This is a genomic window from Natronococcus sp. JC468 (genome assembly GCF_012163165.1).
In the GTDB taxonomy this organism is placed as follows: Archaea; Halobacteriota; Halobacteria; order Halobacteriales; family Natrialbaceae; genus Natronococcus; species Natronococcus jeotgali.
Window position 1 is genome coordinate 139,770 of record NZ_JAAVUO010000004.1, and the last position, 17,457, is coordinate 157,226.

General features: G+C 69.2%; 20 protein-coding genes. 8 read left to right on the forward strand and 12 right to left on the reverse strand.

The features are described from left to right. Nucleotides 1–48: 48 nt before the first annotated feature. Complete coding sequence (locus GWG54_RS21135) at nucleotides 49–183, forward strand: hypothetical protein (protein WP_008425288.1); 135 nt, start codon at nucleotides 49–51, stop codon at nucleotides 181–183. Nucleotides 184–196: 13 nt separating this feature from the next. Here GWG54_RS21135 and GWG54_RS04235 read toward each other — a convergent pair whose 3' ends face one another. Both GWG54_RS04235 and GWG54_RS04240 read right to left on the reverse strand, forming a co-directional pair. Further along, nucleotides 197–442 (reverse strand): hypothetical protein, encoded by a 246-nt coding sequence (locus tag GWG54_RS04235; protein ID WP_167936589.1) that lies wholly within the window; start codon nucleotides 440–442, stop codon nucleotides 197–199. After that, entirely contained in the window at nucleotides 442–873 is a 432-nt protein-coding gene (locus tag GWG54_RS04240; RefSeq protein ID WP_167936590.1) for a DUF5796 family protein, read from the reverse strand. Before GWG54_RS04240 ends, GWG54_RS04235 begins: the two co-directional genes overlap by 1 nt. Before the next feature lie 144 nt (nucleotides 874–1,017). Here GWG54_RS04240 and GWG54_RS04245 point away from each other — a divergent pair, with 144 nt between their 5' ends. The 3 genes from GWG54_RS04245 to GWG54_RS04255 all read left to right on the forward strand — a co-directional run bounded on the left by GWG54_RS04245 (nucleotide 1,018) and on the right by GWG54_RS04255 (nucleotide 3,950). Further along, nucleotides 1,018–1,887: a shikimate kinase gene (locus GWG54_RS04245; protein ID WP_167936591.1), complete on the forward strand. Its 870-nt coding sequence runs from the start codon at nucleotides 1,018–1,020 to the stop codon at nucleotides 1,885–1,887. Beyond that, the gene (locus GWG54_RS04250; RefSeq protein WP_167936592.1) at nucleotides 1,884–2,204 is read left to right on the forward strand and encodes a chorismate mutase; all 321 of its coding nucleotides are present in this window, start codon (nucleotides 1,884–1,886) and stop codon (nucleotides 2,202–2,204) included. Before GWG54_RS04245 ends, GWG54_RS04250 begins: the two co-directional genes overlap by 4 nt. Nucleotides 2,205–2,441: 237 nt before the next feature. Next, nucleotides 2,442–3,950, forward strand: a complete 1,509-nt coding sequence (locus tag GWG54_RS04255; protein WP_167936593.1) for an MATE family efflux transporter — start codon at nucleotides 2,442–2,444, stop codon at nucleotides 3,948–3,950. Between the two features lie 84 nt (nucleotides 3,951–4,034). Here GWG54_RS04255 and GWG54_RS04260 read toward each other — a convergent pair whose 3' ends face one another. Next, complete coding sequence (locus GWG54_RS04260) at nucleotides 4,035–4,400, reverse strand: universal stress protein (protein WP_167936594.1); 366 nt, start codon at nucleotides 4,398–4,400, stop codon at nucleotides 4,035–4,037. 329 nt (nucleotides 4,401–4,729) lie between these two features. Between GWG54_RS04260 and GWG54_RS04265 the strand changes: the two genes are divergently transcribed. Both GWG54_RS04265 and GWG54_RS04270 read left to right on the forward strand, forming a co-directional pair. After that, nucleotides 4,730–5,098, forward strand: coding sequence for an SHOCT domain-containing protein (locus GWG54_RS04265; protein ID WP_167936595.1), 369 nt, complete (start codon nucleotides 4,730–4,732; stop codon nucleotides 5,096–5,098). 144 nt (nucleotides 5,099–5,242) lie between these two features. Then, nucleotides 5,243–6,379 carry a site-specific integrase gene (locus GWG54_RS04270; RefSeq protein WP_167936596.1) on the forward strand — a complete coding sequence of 379 codons (1,137 nt, stop codon included), beginning with the start codon at nucleotides 5,243–5,245 and terminating at the stop codon, nucleotides 6,377–6,379. 54 nt (nucleotides 6,380–6,433) lie between these two features. Here the strand turns inward: GWG54_RS04270 and GWG54_RS04275 are convergent, their stop codons facing one another. The 9 genes from GWG54_RS04275 to GWG54_RS04315 are packed head-to-tail and all read right to left on the reverse strand — an operon-like array spanning nucleotide 6,434 to nucleotide 14,809. Next, nucleotides 6,434–8,302 (reverse strand): Na(+)/H(+) antiporter subunit D, encoded by a 1,869-nt coding sequence (locus GWG54_RS04275; protein WP_167936597.1) that lies wholly within the window; start codon nucleotides 8,300–8,302, stop codon nucleotides 6,434–6,436. Continuing rightward, a complete protein-coding gene (locus GWG54_RS04280; protein ID WP_167936598.1) occupies nucleotides 8,302–10,191 on the reverse strand; it encodes a proton-conducting transporter membrane subunit in 1,890 nt (629 codons plus the stop codon). Before GWG54_RS04280 ends, GWG54_RS04275 begins: the two co-directional genes overlap by 1 nt. Next, entirely contained in the window at nucleotides 10,192–11,760 is a 1,569-nt protein-coding gene (locus GWG54_RS04285; RefSeq protein WP_167936599.1) for a proton-conducting transporter membrane subunit, read from the reverse strand. After that, nucleotides 11,753–12,127: a cation:proton antiporter subunit C gene (locus GWG54_RS04290; RefSeq protein WP_167936600.1), complete on the reverse strand. Its 375-nt coding sequence runs from the start codon at nucleotides 12,125–12,127 to the stop codon at nucleotides 11,753–11,755. Before GWG54_RS04290 ends, GWG54_RS04285 begins: the two co-directional genes overlap by 8 nt. Further along, nucleotides 12,120–12,620: an MnhB domain-containing protein gene (locus tag GWG54_RS04295; RefSeq protein ID WP_167936601.1), complete on the reverse strand. Its 501-nt coding sequence runs from the start codon at nucleotides 12,618–12,620 to the stop codon at nucleotides 12,120–12,122. The genes GWG54_RS04290 and GWG54_RS04295 overlap by 8 nt, the downstream gene beginning before the upstream one ends. Further along, nucleotides 12,620–13,168: a DUF4040 domain-containing protein gene (locus GWG54_RS04300; RefSeq protein WP_167936602.1), complete on the reverse strand. Its 549-nt coding sequence runs from the start codon at nucleotides 13,166–13,168 to the stop codon at nucleotides 12,620–12,622. The genes GWG54_RS04295 and GWG54_RS04300 overlap by 1 nt, the downstream gene beginning before the upstream one ends. Further along, a complete protein-coding gene (mnhG, locus tag GWG54_RS04305; RefSeq protein ID WP_167936603.1) occupies nucleotides 13,165–13,497 on the reverse strand; it encodes a monovalent cation/H(+) antiporter subunit G in 333 nt (110 codons plus the stop codon). The genes GWG54_RS04300 and mnhG overlap by 4 nt, the downstream gene beginning before the upstream one ends. Then, a complete protein-coding gene (locus tag GWG54_RS04310) occupies nucleotides 13,494–13,775 on the reverse strand; it encodes a cation:proton antiporter (protein ID WP_008425331.1) in 282 nt (93 codons plus the stop codon). Before GWG54_RS04310 ends, mnhG begins: the two co-directional genes overlap by 4 nt. Further along, nucleotides 13,772–14,809, reverse strand: a complete 1,038-nt coding sequence (locus tag GWG54_RS04315; RefSeq protein ID WP_167936604.1) for a monovalent cation/H+ antiporter subunit E — start codon at nucleotides 14,807–14,809, stop codon at nucleotides 13,772–13,774. Before GWG54_RS04315 ends, GWG54_RS04310 begins: the two co-directional genes overlap by 4 nt. Nucleotides 14,810–15,122: 313 nt before the next feature. Between GWG54_RS04315 and GWG54_RS04320 the strand changes: the two genes are divergently transcribed. Both GWG54_RS04320 and GWG54_RS04325 read left to right on the forward strand, forming a co-directional pair. Then, complete coding sequence (locus GWG54_RS04320; protein WP_167936605.1) at nucleotides 15,123–16,301, forward strand: thiolase family protein; 1,179 nt, start codon at nucleotides 15,123–15,125, stop codon at nucleotides 16,299–16,301. A gap of 66 nt (nucleotides 16,302–16,367) precedes the next feature. Then, nucleotides 16,368–17,438, forward strand: coding sequence for a quinone-dependent dihydroorotate dehydrogenase (locus GWG54_RS04325; protein WP_167936606.1), 1,071 nt, complete (start codon nucleotides 16,368–16,370; stop codon nucleotides 17,436–17,438). Nucleotides 17,439–17,457 lie beyond the last annotated feature (19 nt).

The following is a 17,457-nucleotide window of genomic DNA, read 5'->3' on the forward strand; positions in this document are numbered from 1 at the left end:
GCCCGTGCCGGAGAAACGCCTTTGGGTGTCCGTGACGCACCGTTTTCCATGGTGGTCCAGACTGAGCGCGACGACGCCACCTGGTACGAGTGCGAGACCTGCGGACTGCTGTTCGACGAGCAGTCCGACGCCACCGAACACGAGAAACACTGCGACGGCAGCGATCCGTCGTACATCCAGTAGCCGCGACCGCGCGCTACTCGAGCCGATCGCGGTGCTCGGCCGCGAGCTCGCGGGCCCGATCCGGCGTGTGGGCCTCCGTCCAGCGGACGCGGTCGCCGTCGCCGTAGGCCAGTGCCGTCTTGAGCTCGTTGCGGAGGACGCCGTGATCGACCGACAGCACCGTGCCCGCTTCGTCCCCGAGCTCGTAAACGCCGGGTCGATCCGGGGCCCGGGCGACGGTCTCGCGGTCGAGGTCGCGCCAGGGCTTTTGCAGCGGCATCACTCCCCCTCCGCGACGAGCTCGTAGGCGTGCTCGCTCATCTCGTCCTCCGCGAAGACGAAGACGCGCCCGTCGACGACCTCGAGATCGGCCTCGACGCAGATCGAGTACCCCGCCGTCGAGACGGTTACGCCCGGGTACAGCACCTCCTCGTCGTCGCGCTCGAGCATCACACGCCCGACGCCGGTCGACTCGAGGATCTCCTCGTGGGTGTTGCGGTCGTTGACGTAGGTCATCACGCCCTCGACGCCGTCGGGGTCGGTGACCAGGACGTGGACCTCCTTTCCGGGCGGCGCCGTTATCGCCCCCTCGACGGGTTCGGGCGGACCGTGGTAGAAGACGTCCCGCCCGTCGAGGTACTCGACGACGACCCCGCCCTCGACGAAGTCGACGCCGACGGTACTGGGTGCGACGTTGCTGCGTTGGCTCATACGGCCCGCTTCGGCCGGGCCGGAGAAAAGGCGTGCGCTCGCGCTCCGGCCGACGCGCCCTGCCCGATCGTCGAACGGCGCCGTCCGCTCCCACTACTCGCCGTGACCGCCAGCCTAAATACGGCCCGGGCGAGAGGGATCGGTATGGATGGCCGGGCAGTCGCGCCGGCGGCCGGAACCGTGCTGAACGCGCTCGCGACCGGTCGCGGATCGGCGTTCGCGATCGACCTCGAGACGACCGCGACGGTCGAGCTGACGACCGACGGCGAGGTCGTCGGCACCGTCGCGGAGCGCCCCGAGGCCGACACCGGACTTATCGAGCGCTGCGCCGAACTCGCCCTCGAGGAGTACGCCGAGGACGCGGGGCTCGCCGGCCCGGTCGGCGCCCGGGTCCGAACTGACAGCGAGATCCCGATGGCCGCCGGGCTCAAAAGCTCCAGCGCCGCGGCCAACGCAACAGCGCTCGCCACCCTCGACGCTCTCGAGATCACCGACGCCGTCGACCGGATCGACGCCTGTCGGCTCGGCGTGCGGGCGGCCCGCGACGCCGGCGTGACCGCGACGGGCGCGTTCGACGACGCCAGCGCGAGCATGCTCGGCGGGGTGACGGTCACCGACAACGCGAGCGACGAGCTGCTGGCCCGCGAGGAGGTCGACTGGGAGGCGCTGGTCTACACGCCGCCCGAGCAGGCGTTCAGCGCCGACGCCGACGTCGCCGCCTGCGAGCGAGTCGCGCCGCTCGCTGCCCTCGTCGAGGAACTGGCCCTCGAGGGCCGCTACGGCGAGGCGATGACCGTCAACGGCTTCGCCTTCTGTGGCGCCCTCGAGTTCCCGACGGGGCCGCTGCTCGAGGCGCTGCCCGACGCGACGGGCGTCTCGCTGTCGGGCACCGGCCCGAGCTACGTCGCGGTCGGCGACCGGGCGACCCTCGAGGCGGTGCGCGAGCGCTGGGCCGACCGCGACGGGACGACCCGACTGGTGGCGACGCGAACCGACGGTACACGAACCACATGACTCCGGACGACACCGACACCGACGACCTCGAGAACCGAACGCCAGACGAAATGGACCTCGACGAGCTCCGCGAGGAGATCCAGTCGATCGACCGCGAGATAGTCGAGCTGATCGCCCAGCGAACCTACGTCGCGGACACGATCGCGGCGGTCAAAGACGAGCAGGGGCTGCCGACGACCGACGAGAAACAGGAGGAACAGGTGATGGAACGGGCGGGCCACAACGCCGAGCAGTTCGACGTCGACGCGAACCTCGTGAAGGCGATCTTCCGGCTGCTGATCGAGTTGAACAAGGTCGAGCAGCGAGAGAATCGGTAGCAGCTACTCGGTGGAAAATCCCCCGCGAGTACGACCGGACGTCGAGAGCACACGAACGGGATCGATCCGGACCGGATCGAGCACCGCGGGAGTCGACGTTCGGAGCGGGCTCGAGTCGACTTCCGCAAGTCGCGAGCGGGCGTCGACTGATCGCGAATCCCTCGCATTCGAAAGCGGTGGCCTCTGCCGCGTCGAGAAAGCACTTTTGTAGCAGTCCGCTACGGACGGTAGATTCTCGTGGTCCGTTCTCCGAATCCGATCCGACTGGTAATCCTCTGGATCGGGCTGGCGCTCGCCCGGCTCGGTCTCGTCAGCTCCGAGCGAGCGCGTCGCACGACTAACCTCGCCTGGCCCCGGGTTCTCACCGGGCTCGCGCGGATGTCGAAAAACGCCGTCGACGTCGCGATGGTCGGCGTCGCCGTCGGCTCGACGGCGATCGCCGGCGTCGGCTTCGCCGCCTCGTTCTGGGGGCTGGCGTTCGCCATCGGCGGCGGGGTCGCTGGCGGCACGATCGCGCTGGTCTCCCAGCGCTACGGCGCCGAGGCGTTCGACTCGCTGGGCCAGGCCGTTCGCTCGAGCGTCGTGTTGGTGTTGCTCCTGACGCTTCCCGTGACGGCGGTGTTCTGGACGTACCCGACCGAACTGATCTCGCTCATCGGGAACGATCCCGAGTCGATCTCCCAGGGCGCGACCTACCTGCGGATCGTCGGCCTCGGCGTCCCCTTCGCGGGGCTGAATCTCATCGGGAGCCGAACATTCGTCGGGATCGACGACGCCTGGACGCCGATGATCGTGCGAGCCGGCGGCGCCGTCGCGAACATCGGGCTCAACGCCGTGTTGATCTTCGGGCTCGGACTCGGCGCCGCCGGCGCCGCCCTGGGGACGGTACTCGCGAACGTCGTCGTCACCGCGACCTTCGCGGTCGGGCTCACCGCGGGGTGGCTTCCCGGCGTCGGGAGCTTCCCGTTCCGCGTCGATCCGTTCGGAACCTACCTCGACGCCGAGACGCTTCGAGATCTGACCTCGATCGGCCTCCCCGTCATGGGATCGAAGTCCGTCTGGACGGTCGCCGAGTTCCCCATGCTCGCGATCGTCGCCCTGTTCGGCCCGCAGGTCGTCGCCGCCTACGTCATCGCCCGGCGCATCTGGGGGCTGATGAACACGCCCGGCTGGGGCTTCGGCCTCGCAGCCTCGAGCCTCGTCGGCCAAGAGCTGGGCGACGGCCGCGAGGGGACCGCCGAGCGCTACGGTCGCGAGATCGTCCTGTTCGGGGTCGCGGTCTACGTCCTCGCCGCGGCGATCGTCTTCGTCTTCGCGGAGCCGATCGTCCTCGCCTTTACCGACGATCCGGCCGACCTCTCGGTTTCGACCGCCGTCGCGCTGATCTACGCGGCCTGTCTTGCGATCCTGCTCAAGGGGATCTCGACGGGCGCCGAGGGCGCGCTCAAGGCCAGCGGCGACACCCGGTGGCCCTTCTACGGACAGCTCGTCGGCATGTTCGGGCTCGCGATCCCGCTGGCCTACCTGGGCGCCGCGGGGCTGACGATCCCCGCCGTACCGATCCCGGTTCTGAGGGTGGCGACGCCCGCCGTCTCGATTCCCCAACTCGGGCTGGCGGGACTGTACCTCGCCTTTATCGCCGAAACCGCCGCGCCCGCCGCGATCAACTACTACCGGTTCTCGACCGGGCGCTGGAAGGCGATCAGTCGCGGGTATCGACCCGGCGCCGCGCCCAGCGACGACTGATACGGATCGCCGTCCCGATGTCCCGGCGCAACCGCGACCCAGGCAGCGGTTGCGCCGGAACTGACTTCCAGTAAACCGGATGACTCACTCGAGGTCGGGAACCGGAACGATCACCACGGGACGCGACGCCCGCTCGAGCATCGTCCGCGCCGTCGAGCCCGCCGCGTCCGAACCCGTCTCCCCGACGACGATCTCGTCGGCGTCGACGTCGGCGGCGGCCTCGCACAGCGCCGACGCGGGCTCACCTTCTCTGAGTTCGGTCTCGACGTCGTCGCCCGCGAGGCGAACGCCGGCGACGTTCAGCGCCTCGGCCGCGTCGCGGCGAGCGACCTCGTTTCCGGGAGGAACCGCGGCGACGACGCGAACGTCGTCGTCGCCCGCCCGGCGCTCGAAGTAGTCACAGATCGCCGCGGTCGCGTGTACGGAATCGGTACCGACAACCACTCGCATACCGTTTCTCTGCGGGGTCGATCAAAGAAGGTGCCGACCGTCTCCGAACGGTCCGCACGGGCACCTCGACGGACTGCGATACGGAAGTCGTCGATGCCCCGCCCGCCGAACCGTCGAAACCCGTCCCGTGTCACAGAAATAGCTATAGCGATATAGAATACATCCCGGAGTTGCGACGGCGTTCGCCGAGAGCGATCTCGAGCGCACCGTCTCGATCCCCGCCGCGAGCGCCGAACGAGGAACGCGTCGTCGCGGCCGCTTCCGAACGCGTCTCGAGCCGACGCCGTCCGGCCCCCACAGTTATTTCGACGACGGCCGTATCGCCGAGTATGAGCGGCGACCGTGGTGACGGCGGCTACAGTCTCACGGAGATCTTCGCGATCAAGTTCGTGCTGGCCGACGTCATCATCGTCGCCGCCTTGCTTTTCGCCGGACCGCTCTACGCGGTCGCGATCACCGCCCTGCTCGTCGTCAGCGTCTTTCTCGTCTGGTATCTCACCGAGCGGGTCGGCGGCGCCGACGAGCCCGCCCGGGAGTCGGTCGACCCCGTCACGGAACTGCAACGCCGCTACGCCGCGGGCGAACTCTCCGAGGCCGAGTTCGAGACGAAACTCGAGCGGCTGCTCGACGCCGACGAGCGAGCCGAGCGGGCCAACCTCGAGACCCGCGAACTCTCCCTCGAGCGCGACCGATCGTAGGAGGTCAGATTTAGGGTAGTCCGGCGGTAGTGTTTCGAACGAGATGGACGTCGGCGAGGACCGAAATCGAGTCGATCGATGGCGCGCTCGAGTCCGGCGTTCGCGACTCCGGCCGCCGGAACGCGACGCGGAGGTGCGTCCCCCGTGACCGATATCGCGATCGCCGACGCGGTCGACGCCTACATCGAGCGGAAGTCGCTGGGTGACCCCGACGGCTCCGGGGCGGGAACGTACGCCGCCAACGCCGAGTCCGTCCTCCGGCGCTGGGCCGACTGGCTCGCCGCGGAACACGACCTCCGTTCGCTTTCGGCCCTCGAGCCCGCTCACATGCGGGCCTACGCCGAGGTGCTCCGGGGGCGGACCGAGGGGGGCGCCTACGCGCCCTCGACGGCCCGAACCTACTACGCGGTCGTCCGGGCCTTCCTCTCGTGGTGCGTTCGGGGTAGCATTCTCGACTCGAACCCCGCAGCCGCTGACGCCGCCGCGGCCGCGTTGCCCGCGACGGTCGACGGCGACGCCGAAGCGGGCTGGAACGCCGACCGACGGCGCGCCCTCGAGGGCTACGTCCGCGAGCGGGCGATCGCCGCGACGAGCGAGGATCGCGACCGGGAGACTCGTCGGGACCGCCTGCGGGAGTACGCCCTGGTCGCCCTGCTGTTGTACTCGGACGTGCGGGGCAGCGAGCTGTTCCGGGTCCCCCGCGACGATCGGCGAACGGGCGCGGTCTGGGACGATGTCGACTTCTACACCGGGACGATCCGGGTTCTCGGTCGCTCCCAGCGCCTCGAGGAGGTGCCGCTGCCGGCGGCCGTTCGGACGCCGCTGCGGCGGTACCGGGTCGCGCTCGATCCCCCGTCGAACGACTGGCCGCTGTTCCCGACCCGCCACGCGCCCTCGATCGCCCGCCGGGTTCGGGAGGTTCTCGGCGGGCGAGGGTACGACGACGGCGAGATCGAGGCGCTGCTCTCGGAGTCGACGGCGATCGAACTCGCCCGCGAGCGGTCGATCGCACCCCCGGCGATCACGACCGAGGGCGCCCGCTCGCTGCTGCGGCGGCTCTGCGAGGACGCGGGCGTCGGCGACCCGTCGCCGACCCCCCGGGACGTTCGCGCGGAGCGCCCGATCGGCTCCCGCCGCGAGGCCTCGCCCTCGAGCCCGGCGCTTCGCGCGGCGGCGCTCGAGCGGGCGATCGCCGTTCCGCGGCGGGAACCGGTGATCGATCTCGACGTCGATCTCGAGGCTGCCGACCCGCGCGAGCGTCGGGGGAGCGAACGCGACTGAACGGGGCGACGGCGTGCCGACCGCCGACTTCGAAGCCGGGAACGTCGGCTCCGATCAGGAGAGCAGTAACCAGAGAACGACCGTCAGCACGACCGTCAGCACGAGGACGGTCAGCCCGACGCTCGCCCGGAGGTGGATCGTCGACGGACGGCCGCCGTCGGCGGGACGGGGTTCCTCGACGTCGACCATCCAGTCGGGCAGTCGGCGGGCCGTCGCGTCGACCGCCAGGGCCGGATTGGTACCGATCCAGTAGCAGCTCGTGACGACGTCGACGACGGCCCGATCGACCGCGGCGTAGAGTTCGGTGACCGCGAGCATCGACCACCGCCCGAGGGAGTATCCCGCCGGGAAGACGACCGTCGCCGGATCGGACAGATCGAGCTTCGAGAGGGGCTTGCGGACGATCACGAAGGTGACGGCCGCGACCCCCGTCAGGATCCCCGCGGTCTCGAGGTGGCTCGCGCTGTAGGGGTGCAGTTCGCTCTCGCCGCTGGGGTAGGCGAACTCGAAGTGCCCGCCCGCGGCGTGGAGCGTCGGTGCGAGGTCGGCCAGGCCCTGCCACCAGACGCCGAACAGCAGACAGGCCGCGCCGAGTCCGAACATCGCGACGGTCTGGCCCGGCTTGGCGTCGGGGACCGAGATGTCGCTCTCGCCGTGGAAGAAGACGTAGTAGCCGAGCTTGATAAAGGAAAGCAGGGTCCCGATCGCGCCTAGCCACAGGAGGTAGTACAGCGCCTGGTACTCGGGGGTCCCGTAGTAGCCCGGGTTGGCCGCGTCGAACAGCATCCCCTTGCTGACGTAGCCGTTAAAGCCCGGGATCGCGGTGATCGAGAGCGCGCCGAGCCCGAAGGCGACGGCGGTCAGGGGCATCTCGCGCCAGAGCCCGCCCAGTTCGTAGAGGTCCTCTTTCCCGGTGCGGTAGATGACCACCCCGACGGCCATGAACAGCAGGCTCTTGAACAGGATGTTGTTGAACAGGTGGGTCATCGCGCCGGCGGTGGCGAGCTCCGAGGTCGCGGCGCCCGCGCCGATCCCGATCCCGGCGACGATGTAGCCGAGCTGTGCCTGGATGTGGTAGGACAGCAGCGCCCGCATGTCGTGTTGCAGCAGGGCGAAGCTGGCGCCGTAGACGGACATTACGCCGCCCATGTACGCGACGTAGATCGCGAGGTCGCTCTCGCCGCCGATCGGGAACGCCCGGTAGAGGACGAACGCGCTCGTCTTGGTCGTGTACACCGAGAGGAACACCGAGGCCGCGATGTGGGGACGCGGGTAGGTGTCGGGCAACCAGGTGTGGAGGCCGACGAACGCGACGTTGACGCCCATCCCGAGCACTGCGAGCAGCGCCGGCACGCCGCCGGCGATGCCGGAGCCGTCGTAGACGAACGTGCCGGTCTGGACGTAGTGGACCGCGACCGCCATCATCACGAGCACGCCGCCGGTACCGTGGAAGACGGCGTACCGAAAGCCCGCGCGGACCGCGTCGCCGCCGTAGTGCCAGACGACCAGCGTGCTCGTCACCGCCATCAGCTCCCACATGAACAGCAGGACGAGCCAGTCGCCGGCGAAGGCGGCCCCGATCGACGAGGCGACGTACGCCAGTGCGAACGCGACGAGCGTCTCGCTGGCCTCGCTCGAGTAGGCGTAGATGACACTACAGATCCCGAGAAAGCCCAGTCCGATCCCGATCATGCGAGAGAAGTCGTCGACGAGGAACGGGACGACCTCGAAGCCGAGGAAGGTCCCGCCGAGATGCTCGCCGCCGGGCGCGAGAAGCGAAATCGCCAGCACGGCCGCGAGACTGGCCGCGCCGACGGCGAAGCCGGCGATCCGCGGCAGGACGAGCACGAGCAACGCCGCCACGAGGACCACGAGCGGCGGGTAGGCCGCCGAGAGGAACTCGAGTTCGGGTCCGAGCGCCATCATTCGCTCACCCCCGCCAGGAGCTCGTCGAACGGCACGTCAGAGAGCTCCTCGAAGGGCATCCCGAAGACGCCCTCGACGATCCGCATCGCCAGCTCGAGGAAGACCGCGCGGTCGGGGACGATCCCGAGGACGACCGCGCCCGTCGCGATGACGGCGATGGGTACGAGCATGAGCCACGTGCTCTCGGAAAACGGCGAGCGACGTGGCCAGGCCTCGGCGGACGGACCGCCGGTGAGGTGGTCGTCGTGGTCGCCGTGGTGGTCGACGCTGCTAACCCGCTCTCCCTCGAACCGTTCGGGGATGTCGGCGTCGCTGGGGTAGCGGTCGACGGCGTACTCGTAGTTCTCGTCGTCCGCCTCGAAGGGACGGTCCTCGTCGTCGCTCGACTCACCACCGTCGGCGGCGATGTCCTCCTCGTCGGCGTACGACTCGAACAGGCCGCCCCGGGGGAATTCCAGCACCGGTTTGGCGTCGTGGCGGTCCTCGCTCTCGAAGAAGGCGGTGTAGACGACGGGCCAGAGGTAGACGATGTTCAGCACCGCCGAGAGCAACAGCGCGCCGGCGAACAGCCAGTAGCCGCCGGCGACGTCGCCGGCGCCGATCAGCATATAGAACTTGCTGACGAAGCCGGCCAGCGGCGGCAACCCGGCCATCCCGGCCGCGCCGACGGCGAAGGCGGACATCGTCAGCGGCATCCGTTTGCCGATGCCGGCCATCTCGCTGATGTAGTCGGTGTGGGTCTCGACGTGGATCGCTCCCGCACAGAAAAACAGCGTGAGCTTCGCGAACGCGTGGGCGGGAATGTGAAACAGCGCCCCGACGACGGCGTAGGGGTGAAGCATCGACAGCCCGAGCACGATGTAGGAGAGCTGAGCCGTCGTCGAGTAGGCGAGCCGGCGCTTGAGGTGGTCCTTGCGCATCGCGATGATGCTGGCCGCCGTCAGCGTGAACGCGGCCATGATCGCGACCGGGACGTTCAGTCCGACCGCGCCGATCCCCGGAACCTCGAGGGGGAGATCGGAGATCAACCCGGGACCGAAGACCTCGAGGATGACCCTCGCCACCCCGAACGCGCCGGACTTGACGACCGCGACGGCGTGGAGCAGCCCCGAGACGGGCGTCGGCGCGACCATCGCGTCGGCCAGCCAGGAGTGAAGCGGCATCACGGCGGCCTTGACGCCGAAGCCGGCGATCAGCAGGTAGAAGGCGGCCTGGGCGATCCCGGGCTCGGCCTGGGCGGCCTCCGCGAGCGCCCCGATCCCGCCGGCCTCGAAGGCGACCGTCGCCTCCCCGACGCCCTGGGTGAGCCAGTACACCAGCACCGTTCCGGCGAGCAGGAGGACGCCGCCGCCGAAGAAGGTGTAGGTGACGTACTTCCGGCCGGCGACGCGGGCCTCCTCGTCCTCGTTGTGAGCGACCAGCGGGTAGGTGACGAGGCTCAACAGCTCGTAGAAGACGAAGATCGTCACCAGGTTCCCCGCGAAGGCGATGCCGACCGCCGTCGAGAGGCTGGCCGCGAAGGAGGCGAAAAAGCGCGTCTGGGCGTGCTCGTCGAGCCCGCGCATATACCCCGTCGCGTAGAAGGCGGTGAAGATCCACAGGAAGCTGGCCAGCAACGCGAACAGCATCCCGAGCGGGTCGGCCCGCAACACGAAGTCGAGTCCGGCCAGAAAGTCGACTCCGAGCGAGTCCCGCAGACTCCACTCGTAGACGGTACCCTCCATTACGCCGGGGAGCATGCTGGCGACGATACCGAACTTCGTCAGGGCGGCCAACACCGACCAGCCCTCGCGGACGTTCGGATAGCGATACGACGCGACGATCAACGGTATCGCGACCGCCGACGCGAGGACGGCGGCGAGCGGCAGTACGGATGATTCGGTCATTCAGTAGAACACCTCCGAGGTGAACGGCTCGAGCCACTCGAAGAACAGCCCGCCCGCGAACCCGAGCAGGATCGCGAGGGCGACGGCTCCGGCGAGTGCGGCGAGCATTCCGATCGAAACGTCGTCGGGCGATCCCCGCCGGAACCGGTTGGACTCCATGAGGATCCCCGGATCGCCGTTCCCGCCGTCGGTCGCCACGCCGCGTTCGCCGGGCGACTCGACCGACGGGGCCGGCGTGAAGTACATCTTCTCGAGCAGCCTGGCCGAGTATGCGAGTGTCAGCATCGTACTGAACAGGATCACGCCCGCGACGGGCCACAGCTCGGCCTCGACGGCGCCGAGGGCGATGTACCACTTGCCGACGAAGCCGGCCGCCGGCGGGATGCCGACCAGCGCCGCCAGCAACAGCGCGATCGGGCCGGCGAGAAACGGTCTGTCGTCGGCGAGGCCGGCGTACTCGTCGACGGTCCGGGCGTCGTAGCTGATCGCGACGATCCCGACGGCGACGAACAGCCCGGCTTTCATCACCCCGTGGCCGACGAGGTGGACGACCGCGCCGACCAGTGCGGTCTCGGTCAGCGCGCCGTAGGCGGCGACGACCAGGCCGAACTGCGAGACCGACGAGTAGGCGAACATCCGCTTGACGTCCTGCTGGAGCACCGCGAGGGCGCTTCCCGCGACCACGCTGACGGCCCCGACGGCGACGACGATCTCCTGGAGGTACGGCGTCGTCGTCAGGAACTCGACGCCGAAGACGGTGAACATCACGCGGCCGAGCGCGTACGCGTAGGCCGTCGAGACCAGCGCCGCGATCAGCGGCGTGATTCCGTCGGGAGCGTGCTGGTAGGCGTCGGGCTGCCAGGTGTGCAGCGGCCACTGGGCCACCTTGAGCGCGAAGCCGACGAAGACGAAGGCGAACGCGGCCCGCAGGAGCGTCAGGTCCCGCCCGCCAGCCTCGAGAATCGCCGGGATCGCCTCGGCGCCGAGCACCTCCATGTTCAGGGCGCCAGTCGCCATGAACAGGAAGCCGACGCCGATCAGGTACAGCGACGCGCCGACGGTGCCGAGGATGAGATACTTCAGGGCCGCGACGGCGGACTCGGGGCCGTCGCCGCTCGAGATCATCGCGTACGTCGCCAGTCCCGTGATCTCGAGGAAGACGAACAGGTTGAACACGTCACCGGTCAGCGAGATGCCGAGCAGGCCGCCGACGAGCAACAGGTAGCCGGCGTAGAACGTGTTCCCGCGCGGACCGCCCGTGCGCGTGTACATGAGCAGGCCCGCGGCGGTGAGGGTGACGAGCAGCGCGATCACTGCCGAGAACGGGTCGGCGACGAGTTCGATGCCGATCCCCTGTGGCTCTCCCCACCCCCCGAGCACGTGGACGACGCGTCCGGTCTCGGCGACCGCGCTCGCGAGGGAGGCGGTCGCGCCGAACAGTCCGATCGTCGCCAGCGCGGCGACCCACCAGCCGGTCCGGTCGGTCCACAGGCCCAGCGCGATCGGCACGGCGGCCATCACGATCGGCGCGGCGATCAGCAGCGGCAACAGCGCGTCGGCGCTACTCATCGGCTCGCACCTCCCTGAGCGTGTCCTCGCGGAGAGTACCGTACTCCGCGTAGATGCGGACGACCAGCGCCAGGCCGACCGCCGTCAGCGCGATGCCGACGACGATGGCCGTCAGGACGATCACCTGCGGGAGCGGACTGGCGACCGCCTCGCCGCTCTCCGCGGGGACGATCGGGGCCGACCCGCCCTCGACGTAGGCGACCGCGATGAAAAACAGGAAGATCGCGGTCTGGAAGAGGTTGACGCCGATCAGCTTCTTCACGAGGTTCTCGTTGGCGATCACCATGTACAGTCCGATACCCATCAGGACGAACATCAGGGCGTAGGCGTACCGGGACGCCAGGATCTCGAGTCCGCCCTCAATCATCGTTGCCCACCCCCATCTCGTGGTGGTCCGCGTCGTCGCCCACGGGGGTAAAGCCCGCGGCCGTCGCGAAAAACAGCGTCACGATGATCCCGGCGACGATCAGGGCGACGCCGCCGACCTCGACGGCCTCCATCCCCCAGTAGTGGGAGATGCCGAACCGATCGACGAACGCCTCGTACTCGAGGAAGCCGCCGCCGAGCGCCATCGTCGCGACGCCGGTTCCGGCGAAGATGACGACGCCGCCGGTGACGAGGCCGACGATCAGCGACTGTCGGATCCAACGTCGGGTCGACTCGATCCCGAAGGCGAACGCGAGCATGAGGACGGTGACGCCGACGATCGTTCCGCCCTGGAAGCTCCCGCCGGGCGTGTCGGTGCCGTGGAACGTGAGGAACAGGCCGTAGGTCATCGTAAACGGGGCGATGATCTTGACCGCGGTCATGATCACCTGGCTCTCGGTGTAGGTATCGCCGTAGGAGTCGGCGTCGGACATTACGCGAACACCTCCCGTTTCAACACGAGCAATACGGCGAGGCCGGCCGCGAAGACGACGACGGCCTCGCCGAAGGTGTCGAACCCGCGGTAGGACGCGAGCACCGCGCTCACCGCGTTGTGAGCGTGGGTCTCAGCGTAGGCCTCCTGGACGTAGTGCACGGTGGGGGTCTCCGAGAGGACTCCCGCACCCCAGATCGGCGCGTCCTGCGTTCCGACGGCGTACATGTCGGGCAACAGCGTCGCGAGCACAAGGACGAACGCGCCGACGACGACCACCGCCGGGACGTCGACCCGCTCGAAGACCTCGTCCGTGGACGGACGGGTCGTCCGCGCGATGGTCAACAGCAACAGGATCGTCGTCACGCCGGCGCCGATCGCGGCCTCGGTCATCGCGACGTCGGGCGCCAGCAGGTAGGTGTAGAGGATCGCCATCCCGAGGCTGTAGGCGGCGAAGACGATGATCGCCGACAGGACGTCCCGAAAGAGGGCGGTCGCGACCGCCGACAGCAGGACGAACACGGCGAGCGAGTAGGCGATCACGCTCACGGCGACTCACCCTCCTCGTCGACGGCGTTTTCGTAGGGAACGATCCCCGACTCGGCCGCCGAGCGGGCGATCGCGTGGGCCGCGGTCGGGTTCGTGATGAACACGAAAAACAGCAACAGTACGGTGTAGACCGTGGCGTGTTGCCAGCCCAGCGCCAGCGCGACGGCCGCGAGCGTCAGCCCCGCGCCGAGCGTGTCGGTCTGGGAGGCGGTGTGAGACCGCGCGTAGACGTCCGGCAGCCGGATGACCCCCACGACGGAGACGAACGTGAAGAACAGTCCGAACGCCACGAGGGCGACGATCGCCCAGAAGCGGATCGTCTCGATCACAGCACCCCACCCCGTTCGACGGTGAACTTCGAGATGGCGATCGCCATCAGGAAGTTCAGCAGGGCGTAGATCAGGGCGATATCCAGAAACGACGTCTCGTCGAGTCCCACGGCCAGCAGCGCGAGGATCACGACGGTGTTGGTTCCCAGCACGTTCACCGCGAGCAGGCGGTCCTGGGTGGTCGGCCCGGCGGCGACGCGGTAGAACAACACGATCGCCAGCACGACGAACAGGGCCGCGGCTCCGAGAAAGACGTCGGCGAGCAGTTCGCCGTTCACAGTTCCTCACCACCGATAACCTCGGCGTCGTCTCTCTCGCGCGGCGTGGCGATCGCGGCCGAGTCGCGGCCGTAGAAGACGAAACGGACCGCGCGCTCGAGCGAGCCGTCGAACAGGTCCTCGCGGGCGCCGGCGATCAGCGAGTGGACGATCAGGCGCTGGTCGTCGGCCCGGACCGTCAGCGTCCCCGGGGTCAGCGTGATGCTGTTCGCCAGCGCCAGCAGCGGCAGACCGCTCCTGACGCGGGCGTCGACCCGGGTCAGCTTCGGATCGATCGGCATCGACGGCCGGAGGATCACCACGGAGATCGCGAGGTTGGCCTTGACGATCTCGTACAGCAGGTAGGGGATATAGAGCGCGAACCGCACCGTCCGCAGCGGCGACTGCACGCGATCGAGCGGAAAGGTAAACGTCACGTTCGCCAGCGTGGCCGCGACGATCCCGGCGACGGCTGCGCCGGTGGCCCAGTCGAACCAGTAGGTCGGATCGCCCAGGATCATGTAGAAGCCGTAGGAGATCACGAACGTCGCGAACAGCCGATCGAACCGCTGGGTCCCGTCGCCGATCAGCCGCTCGTGGCGCGCCGGGCGCTCGACGGGCGCCTCCTCGTAGGCGAGTCCGGCGGCCTCGAGTTCGCGCTCGAGGGGCTGGATGATCCCCGCCGTCGCGCCCGGCTGGTACTCCGGATCGAGGACGACGCGGTCGACGTCGTGAGCCGCGGCGTAGGACGCGAACGTCCGCGCGAAGTCCCGCGGACCGAAGAGGTACTCGTCGGCGCCGAGAACCGCCGTCTCGACGGTTACCGACGAGCCCTCGGCGTCCTCCTCGACCCAGCTTTCGGCCTTCGAGAGCAGCGATTCCGCCTCGTCGACCTCGGACGTTCCCTCCGGCAACTCCCGGTCGCTCGGCATCGCGACGACCAGGTGGCACTCGAGGTCGTCGGCCCGCTCGAGTCCGGATCGGACGGCGTAGCCGACCGTCTGCCGGACGGTCACCGTCTCCGACAGCGGGACGAGGAGTCGTTCAGTCGCCACGGTAGGTCCCTCCGCGCGACCGTCGTTGTACACTCATGGCTCTCGTTGGTAATCGATTCAAGCGGTAGCCGTAGGAAAACGATTTCGTTATCCGTCGGGCGGGCCCGACGCGTCCCACCGTTGGTTTTCTCGGACGATATCCGCACAGATTACAACGCGCACGGCGAGAGATAAATCGCTCGTCCGATTCCGACACCGCGGCCGCGCTCGAGGGCGCCGTCTCCGGGACGGCGTCGGTTCGCGGGGACTCGCCGCGATCGCGGCCGAAAAACGATCACGAACATTGATTCGTGTTCCCGTCGTCACGGGGGGTATGACCGACACGCGCGAGACCGTCCTCGTCGCCGGCGCGCGAACGCCCCACGGAACCCTGCTCGGGTCGCTCGCCGACGTCGAGGCGGTCGAACTCGGACGGACGGCGATCGACGGACTGTGCGAGCGAACCGCCCTCCCGGGCGACGCGGTCGACTGGGTCGCCCTCGGCAACGCCATCCAGGCCGGGATCGGACAGGTGCCGGGCCGTCAGGCCGTCGTCGAGTCCGCCCTCCCGAACGAGACGCCGACGACGACGGTCAACGAGGCCTCGGGATCGGGGCTGCGAGCGATCGCCCTGGCGTTCGACCGGATCGCGGCCGGGCGGGTCGACTTCGCCGTCGCCGGCGGGTTCGAGTCGATGACCAACGCTCCCTGGATCCTGCCGGATTACCGCAGGGGGCGGCGCCACGGCGATGTGACGCTTAAGGATTCGATGATCATGGACTCGCTGTGGGACGTCAACCTCGACGTGCACATGGGCGAGATCACCGAGCGACTCGTCGACCGCGAGGACGTCTCCCGCGAGGCCCAGGACGAGTACGCCCTCGAGAGCCACCGCCGCGCGGCCGAGGCGATCGAGTCGGGCGCGTTCGACGACGAGATCGTCCCCGTCGACACGCGGGACGGAACGGTCGACGCCGACGAGGGGCCCCGTCCCGACTCGACGCTGTCGGACCTTGCCGCCCTGTCGCCGTCCTTCCGCGAGGACGGGACGATCACCCCGGGCAACGCCTCGAAGCTCAGCGACGGCGCCGGGGCGGTGTTGCTCGCCGGCGCGGACACGGCGGCCGATCGCGGCCTCGAGCCGCTGGCGACCGTCGTCGACTACGAGCTGGTCTACCGCGACCCCGACGAGTTCAACGAGGCCGTCGGCGACGTCGTCGCGAGCCTGCTCGCGAGCAACGACCTCGCGGTCGCGGACGTCGACGTCTTCTGGATCAACGAGGCGTTCGCGGCCCAGTCGGTGTACGTCATGGACCGCCTCGGGATTCCCCGCGAGAAGATGAACCCGTCGGGCGGGGCGGTCGCCTTCGGCCACCCGATCGGCGCCTCCGGGGGGATGCTGGCGGCCAGCCTGGCCTCCCAGCTCCGGGACGACCCGGACGTCGAGCGGGGCCTCGTCGGGATGAGCGTCGGGGGCGGGGGCGCGATCATGGCGCTGCTCGAGGGGCGCTGACGTGCCGAAGAACCCAGCCCACGGGTTTCGAGGGGTTTACCTTCCCGCTACCCCCAGTCGGTACCGATGACGCTGTACTCGCGAGTCCGTCCGCTCGCGTTCACACTCCCGGCCGAGACGGCCCACGCGCTCGGTAAACGGGCGTTACGGGCGATGCAGTCGACGTGGCCGACTCGAGCGGCACTCGCCTCGAACTACCGGTACGCCCACCCGGCGCTCGAGATCGAGCTGTTCGGCACCCGGTTTCCGAACCCGGTGGGGGTGGCCGCGGGGTTCGACAAGAACGCTGAGGTGGCCCGCGCCCTCGAGGCGCTCGGGTTCGGGTTCGTCGAGGTCGGGACGGTGACGCCGTACCCCCAGGCCGGAAACGACCGCCCGCGGCTGTTCCGACTGCGGGAGGACGAGGCGATGGTCAACCGGATGGGGTTCAACGGCCAGGGGATGGAACGGGTCCGGGCTCGGCTCGAGCGCGAGGGGCCGCCCCAGGTCCCGCTCGGGATCAACGTCGGGAAGATGAACTCCTCGAGCGAGGACGAGGCGATCGAGGACTACCGGCGCGTGTTCGACCGGCTCGCGCCCTTCGCGGACTACGTCGTCGTCAACGTCTCCTGTCCGAACACGCCCGACGAGTTCGACGAGGCCGCCCCCGACCACCTGCGGTCGATCTTCGAGACCCTCGCGGCCGAGAACGACGACGACGTCCCGATCCTGGTCAAGATCGGTCCCGACTCGCCCGAGGACTCGATGCTCGAGCTCCTCGGGATCGTCGAGGACTGTGACCTCGACGGGATCGTCGCGACGAACACGACCACCAGCCGCGAGGGCGTCACCTCGCCGACGGCCGCCGAGCGGGGCGGGCTCAGCGGGGCGCCGCTGGCGGAGCGCTCGACCGAGACGATCCGAACGCTGGCGAGAAACGCGGACGACGACCTGCCGATAATCGGCGTCGGGGGCGTCGACTCGGCCGAACGCGCCTACGAAAAGATCCGGGCGGGCGCCTCGCTCGTCCAGCTCTACACCGGGTTCGTCTACGGCGGTCCCGGGACGGCCAGACGGATCAACCGCGGACTCGTCGACCTGCTCGAACGGGACGGCTTCTCGTCGGTCGAGGACGCCGTCGGGGCCGACCTCGACTGACGGCCGCATACGGACTGCT

Bases quoted from the DNA above. Each gene is read 5' to 3' on its own strand.
- GWG54_RS21135 (WP_008425288.1), top strand. From the start codon at position 49: ATGGTGGTCCAGACTGAGCGCGACGACGCCACCTGGTACGAGTGCGAG.
- GWG54_RS04235 (WP_167936589.1), bottom strand. From the start codon at position 442: ATGCCGCTGCAAAAGCCCTGGCGCGACCTCGACCGCGAGACCGTCGCC.
- GWG54_RS04240 (WP_167936590.1), bottom strand. From the start codon at position 873: ATGAGCCAACGCAGCAACGTCGCACCCAGTACCGTCGGCGTCGACTTC.
- GWG54_RS04245 (WP_167936591.1), top strand. From the start codon at position 1,018: ATGGATGGCCGGGCAGTCGCGCCGGCGGCCGGAACCGTGCTGAACGCG.
- GWG54_RS04250 (WP_167936592.1), top strand. From the start codon at position 1,884: ATGACTCCGGACGACACCGACACCGACGACCTCGAGAACCGAACGCCA.
- GWG54_RS04260 (WP_167936594.1), bottom strand. From the start codon at position 4,400: ATGCGAGTGGTTGTCGGTACCGATTCCGTACACGCGACCGCGGCGATC.
- GWG54_RS04265 (WP_167936595.1), top strand. From the start codon at position 4,730: ATGAGCGGCGACCGTGGTGACGGCGGCTACAGTCTCACGGAGATCTTC.
- GWG54_RS04275 (WP_167936597.1), bottom strand. From the start codon at position 8,302: ATGGCGCTCGGACCCGAACTCGAGTTCCTCTCGGCGGCCTACCCGCCG.
- GWG54_RS04280 (WP_167936598.1), bottom strand. From the start codon at position 10,191: ATGACCGAATCATCCGTACTGCCGCTCGCCGCCGTCCTCGCGTCGGCG.
- GWG54_RS04285 (WP_167936599.1), bottom strand. From the start codon at position 11,760: ATGAGTAGCGCCGACGCGCTGTTGCCGCTGCTGATCGCCGCGCCGATC.
- GWG54_RS04290 (WP_167936600.1), bottom strand. From the start codon at position 12,127: ATGATTGAGGGCGGACTCGAGATCCTGGCGTCCCGGTACGCCTACGCC.
- GWG54_RS04295 (WP_167936601.1), bottom strand. From the start codon at position 12,620: ATGTCCGACGCCGACTCCTACGGCGATACCTACACCGAGAGCCAGGTG.
- GWG54_RS04320 (WP_167936605.1), top strand. From the start codon at position 15,123: ATGACCGACACGCGCGAGACCGTCCTCGTCGCCGGCGCGCGAACGCCC.
- GWG54_RS04325 (WP_167936606.1), top strand. From the start codon at position 16,368: ATGACGCTGTACTCGCGAGTCCGTCCGCTCGCGTTCACACTCCCGGCC.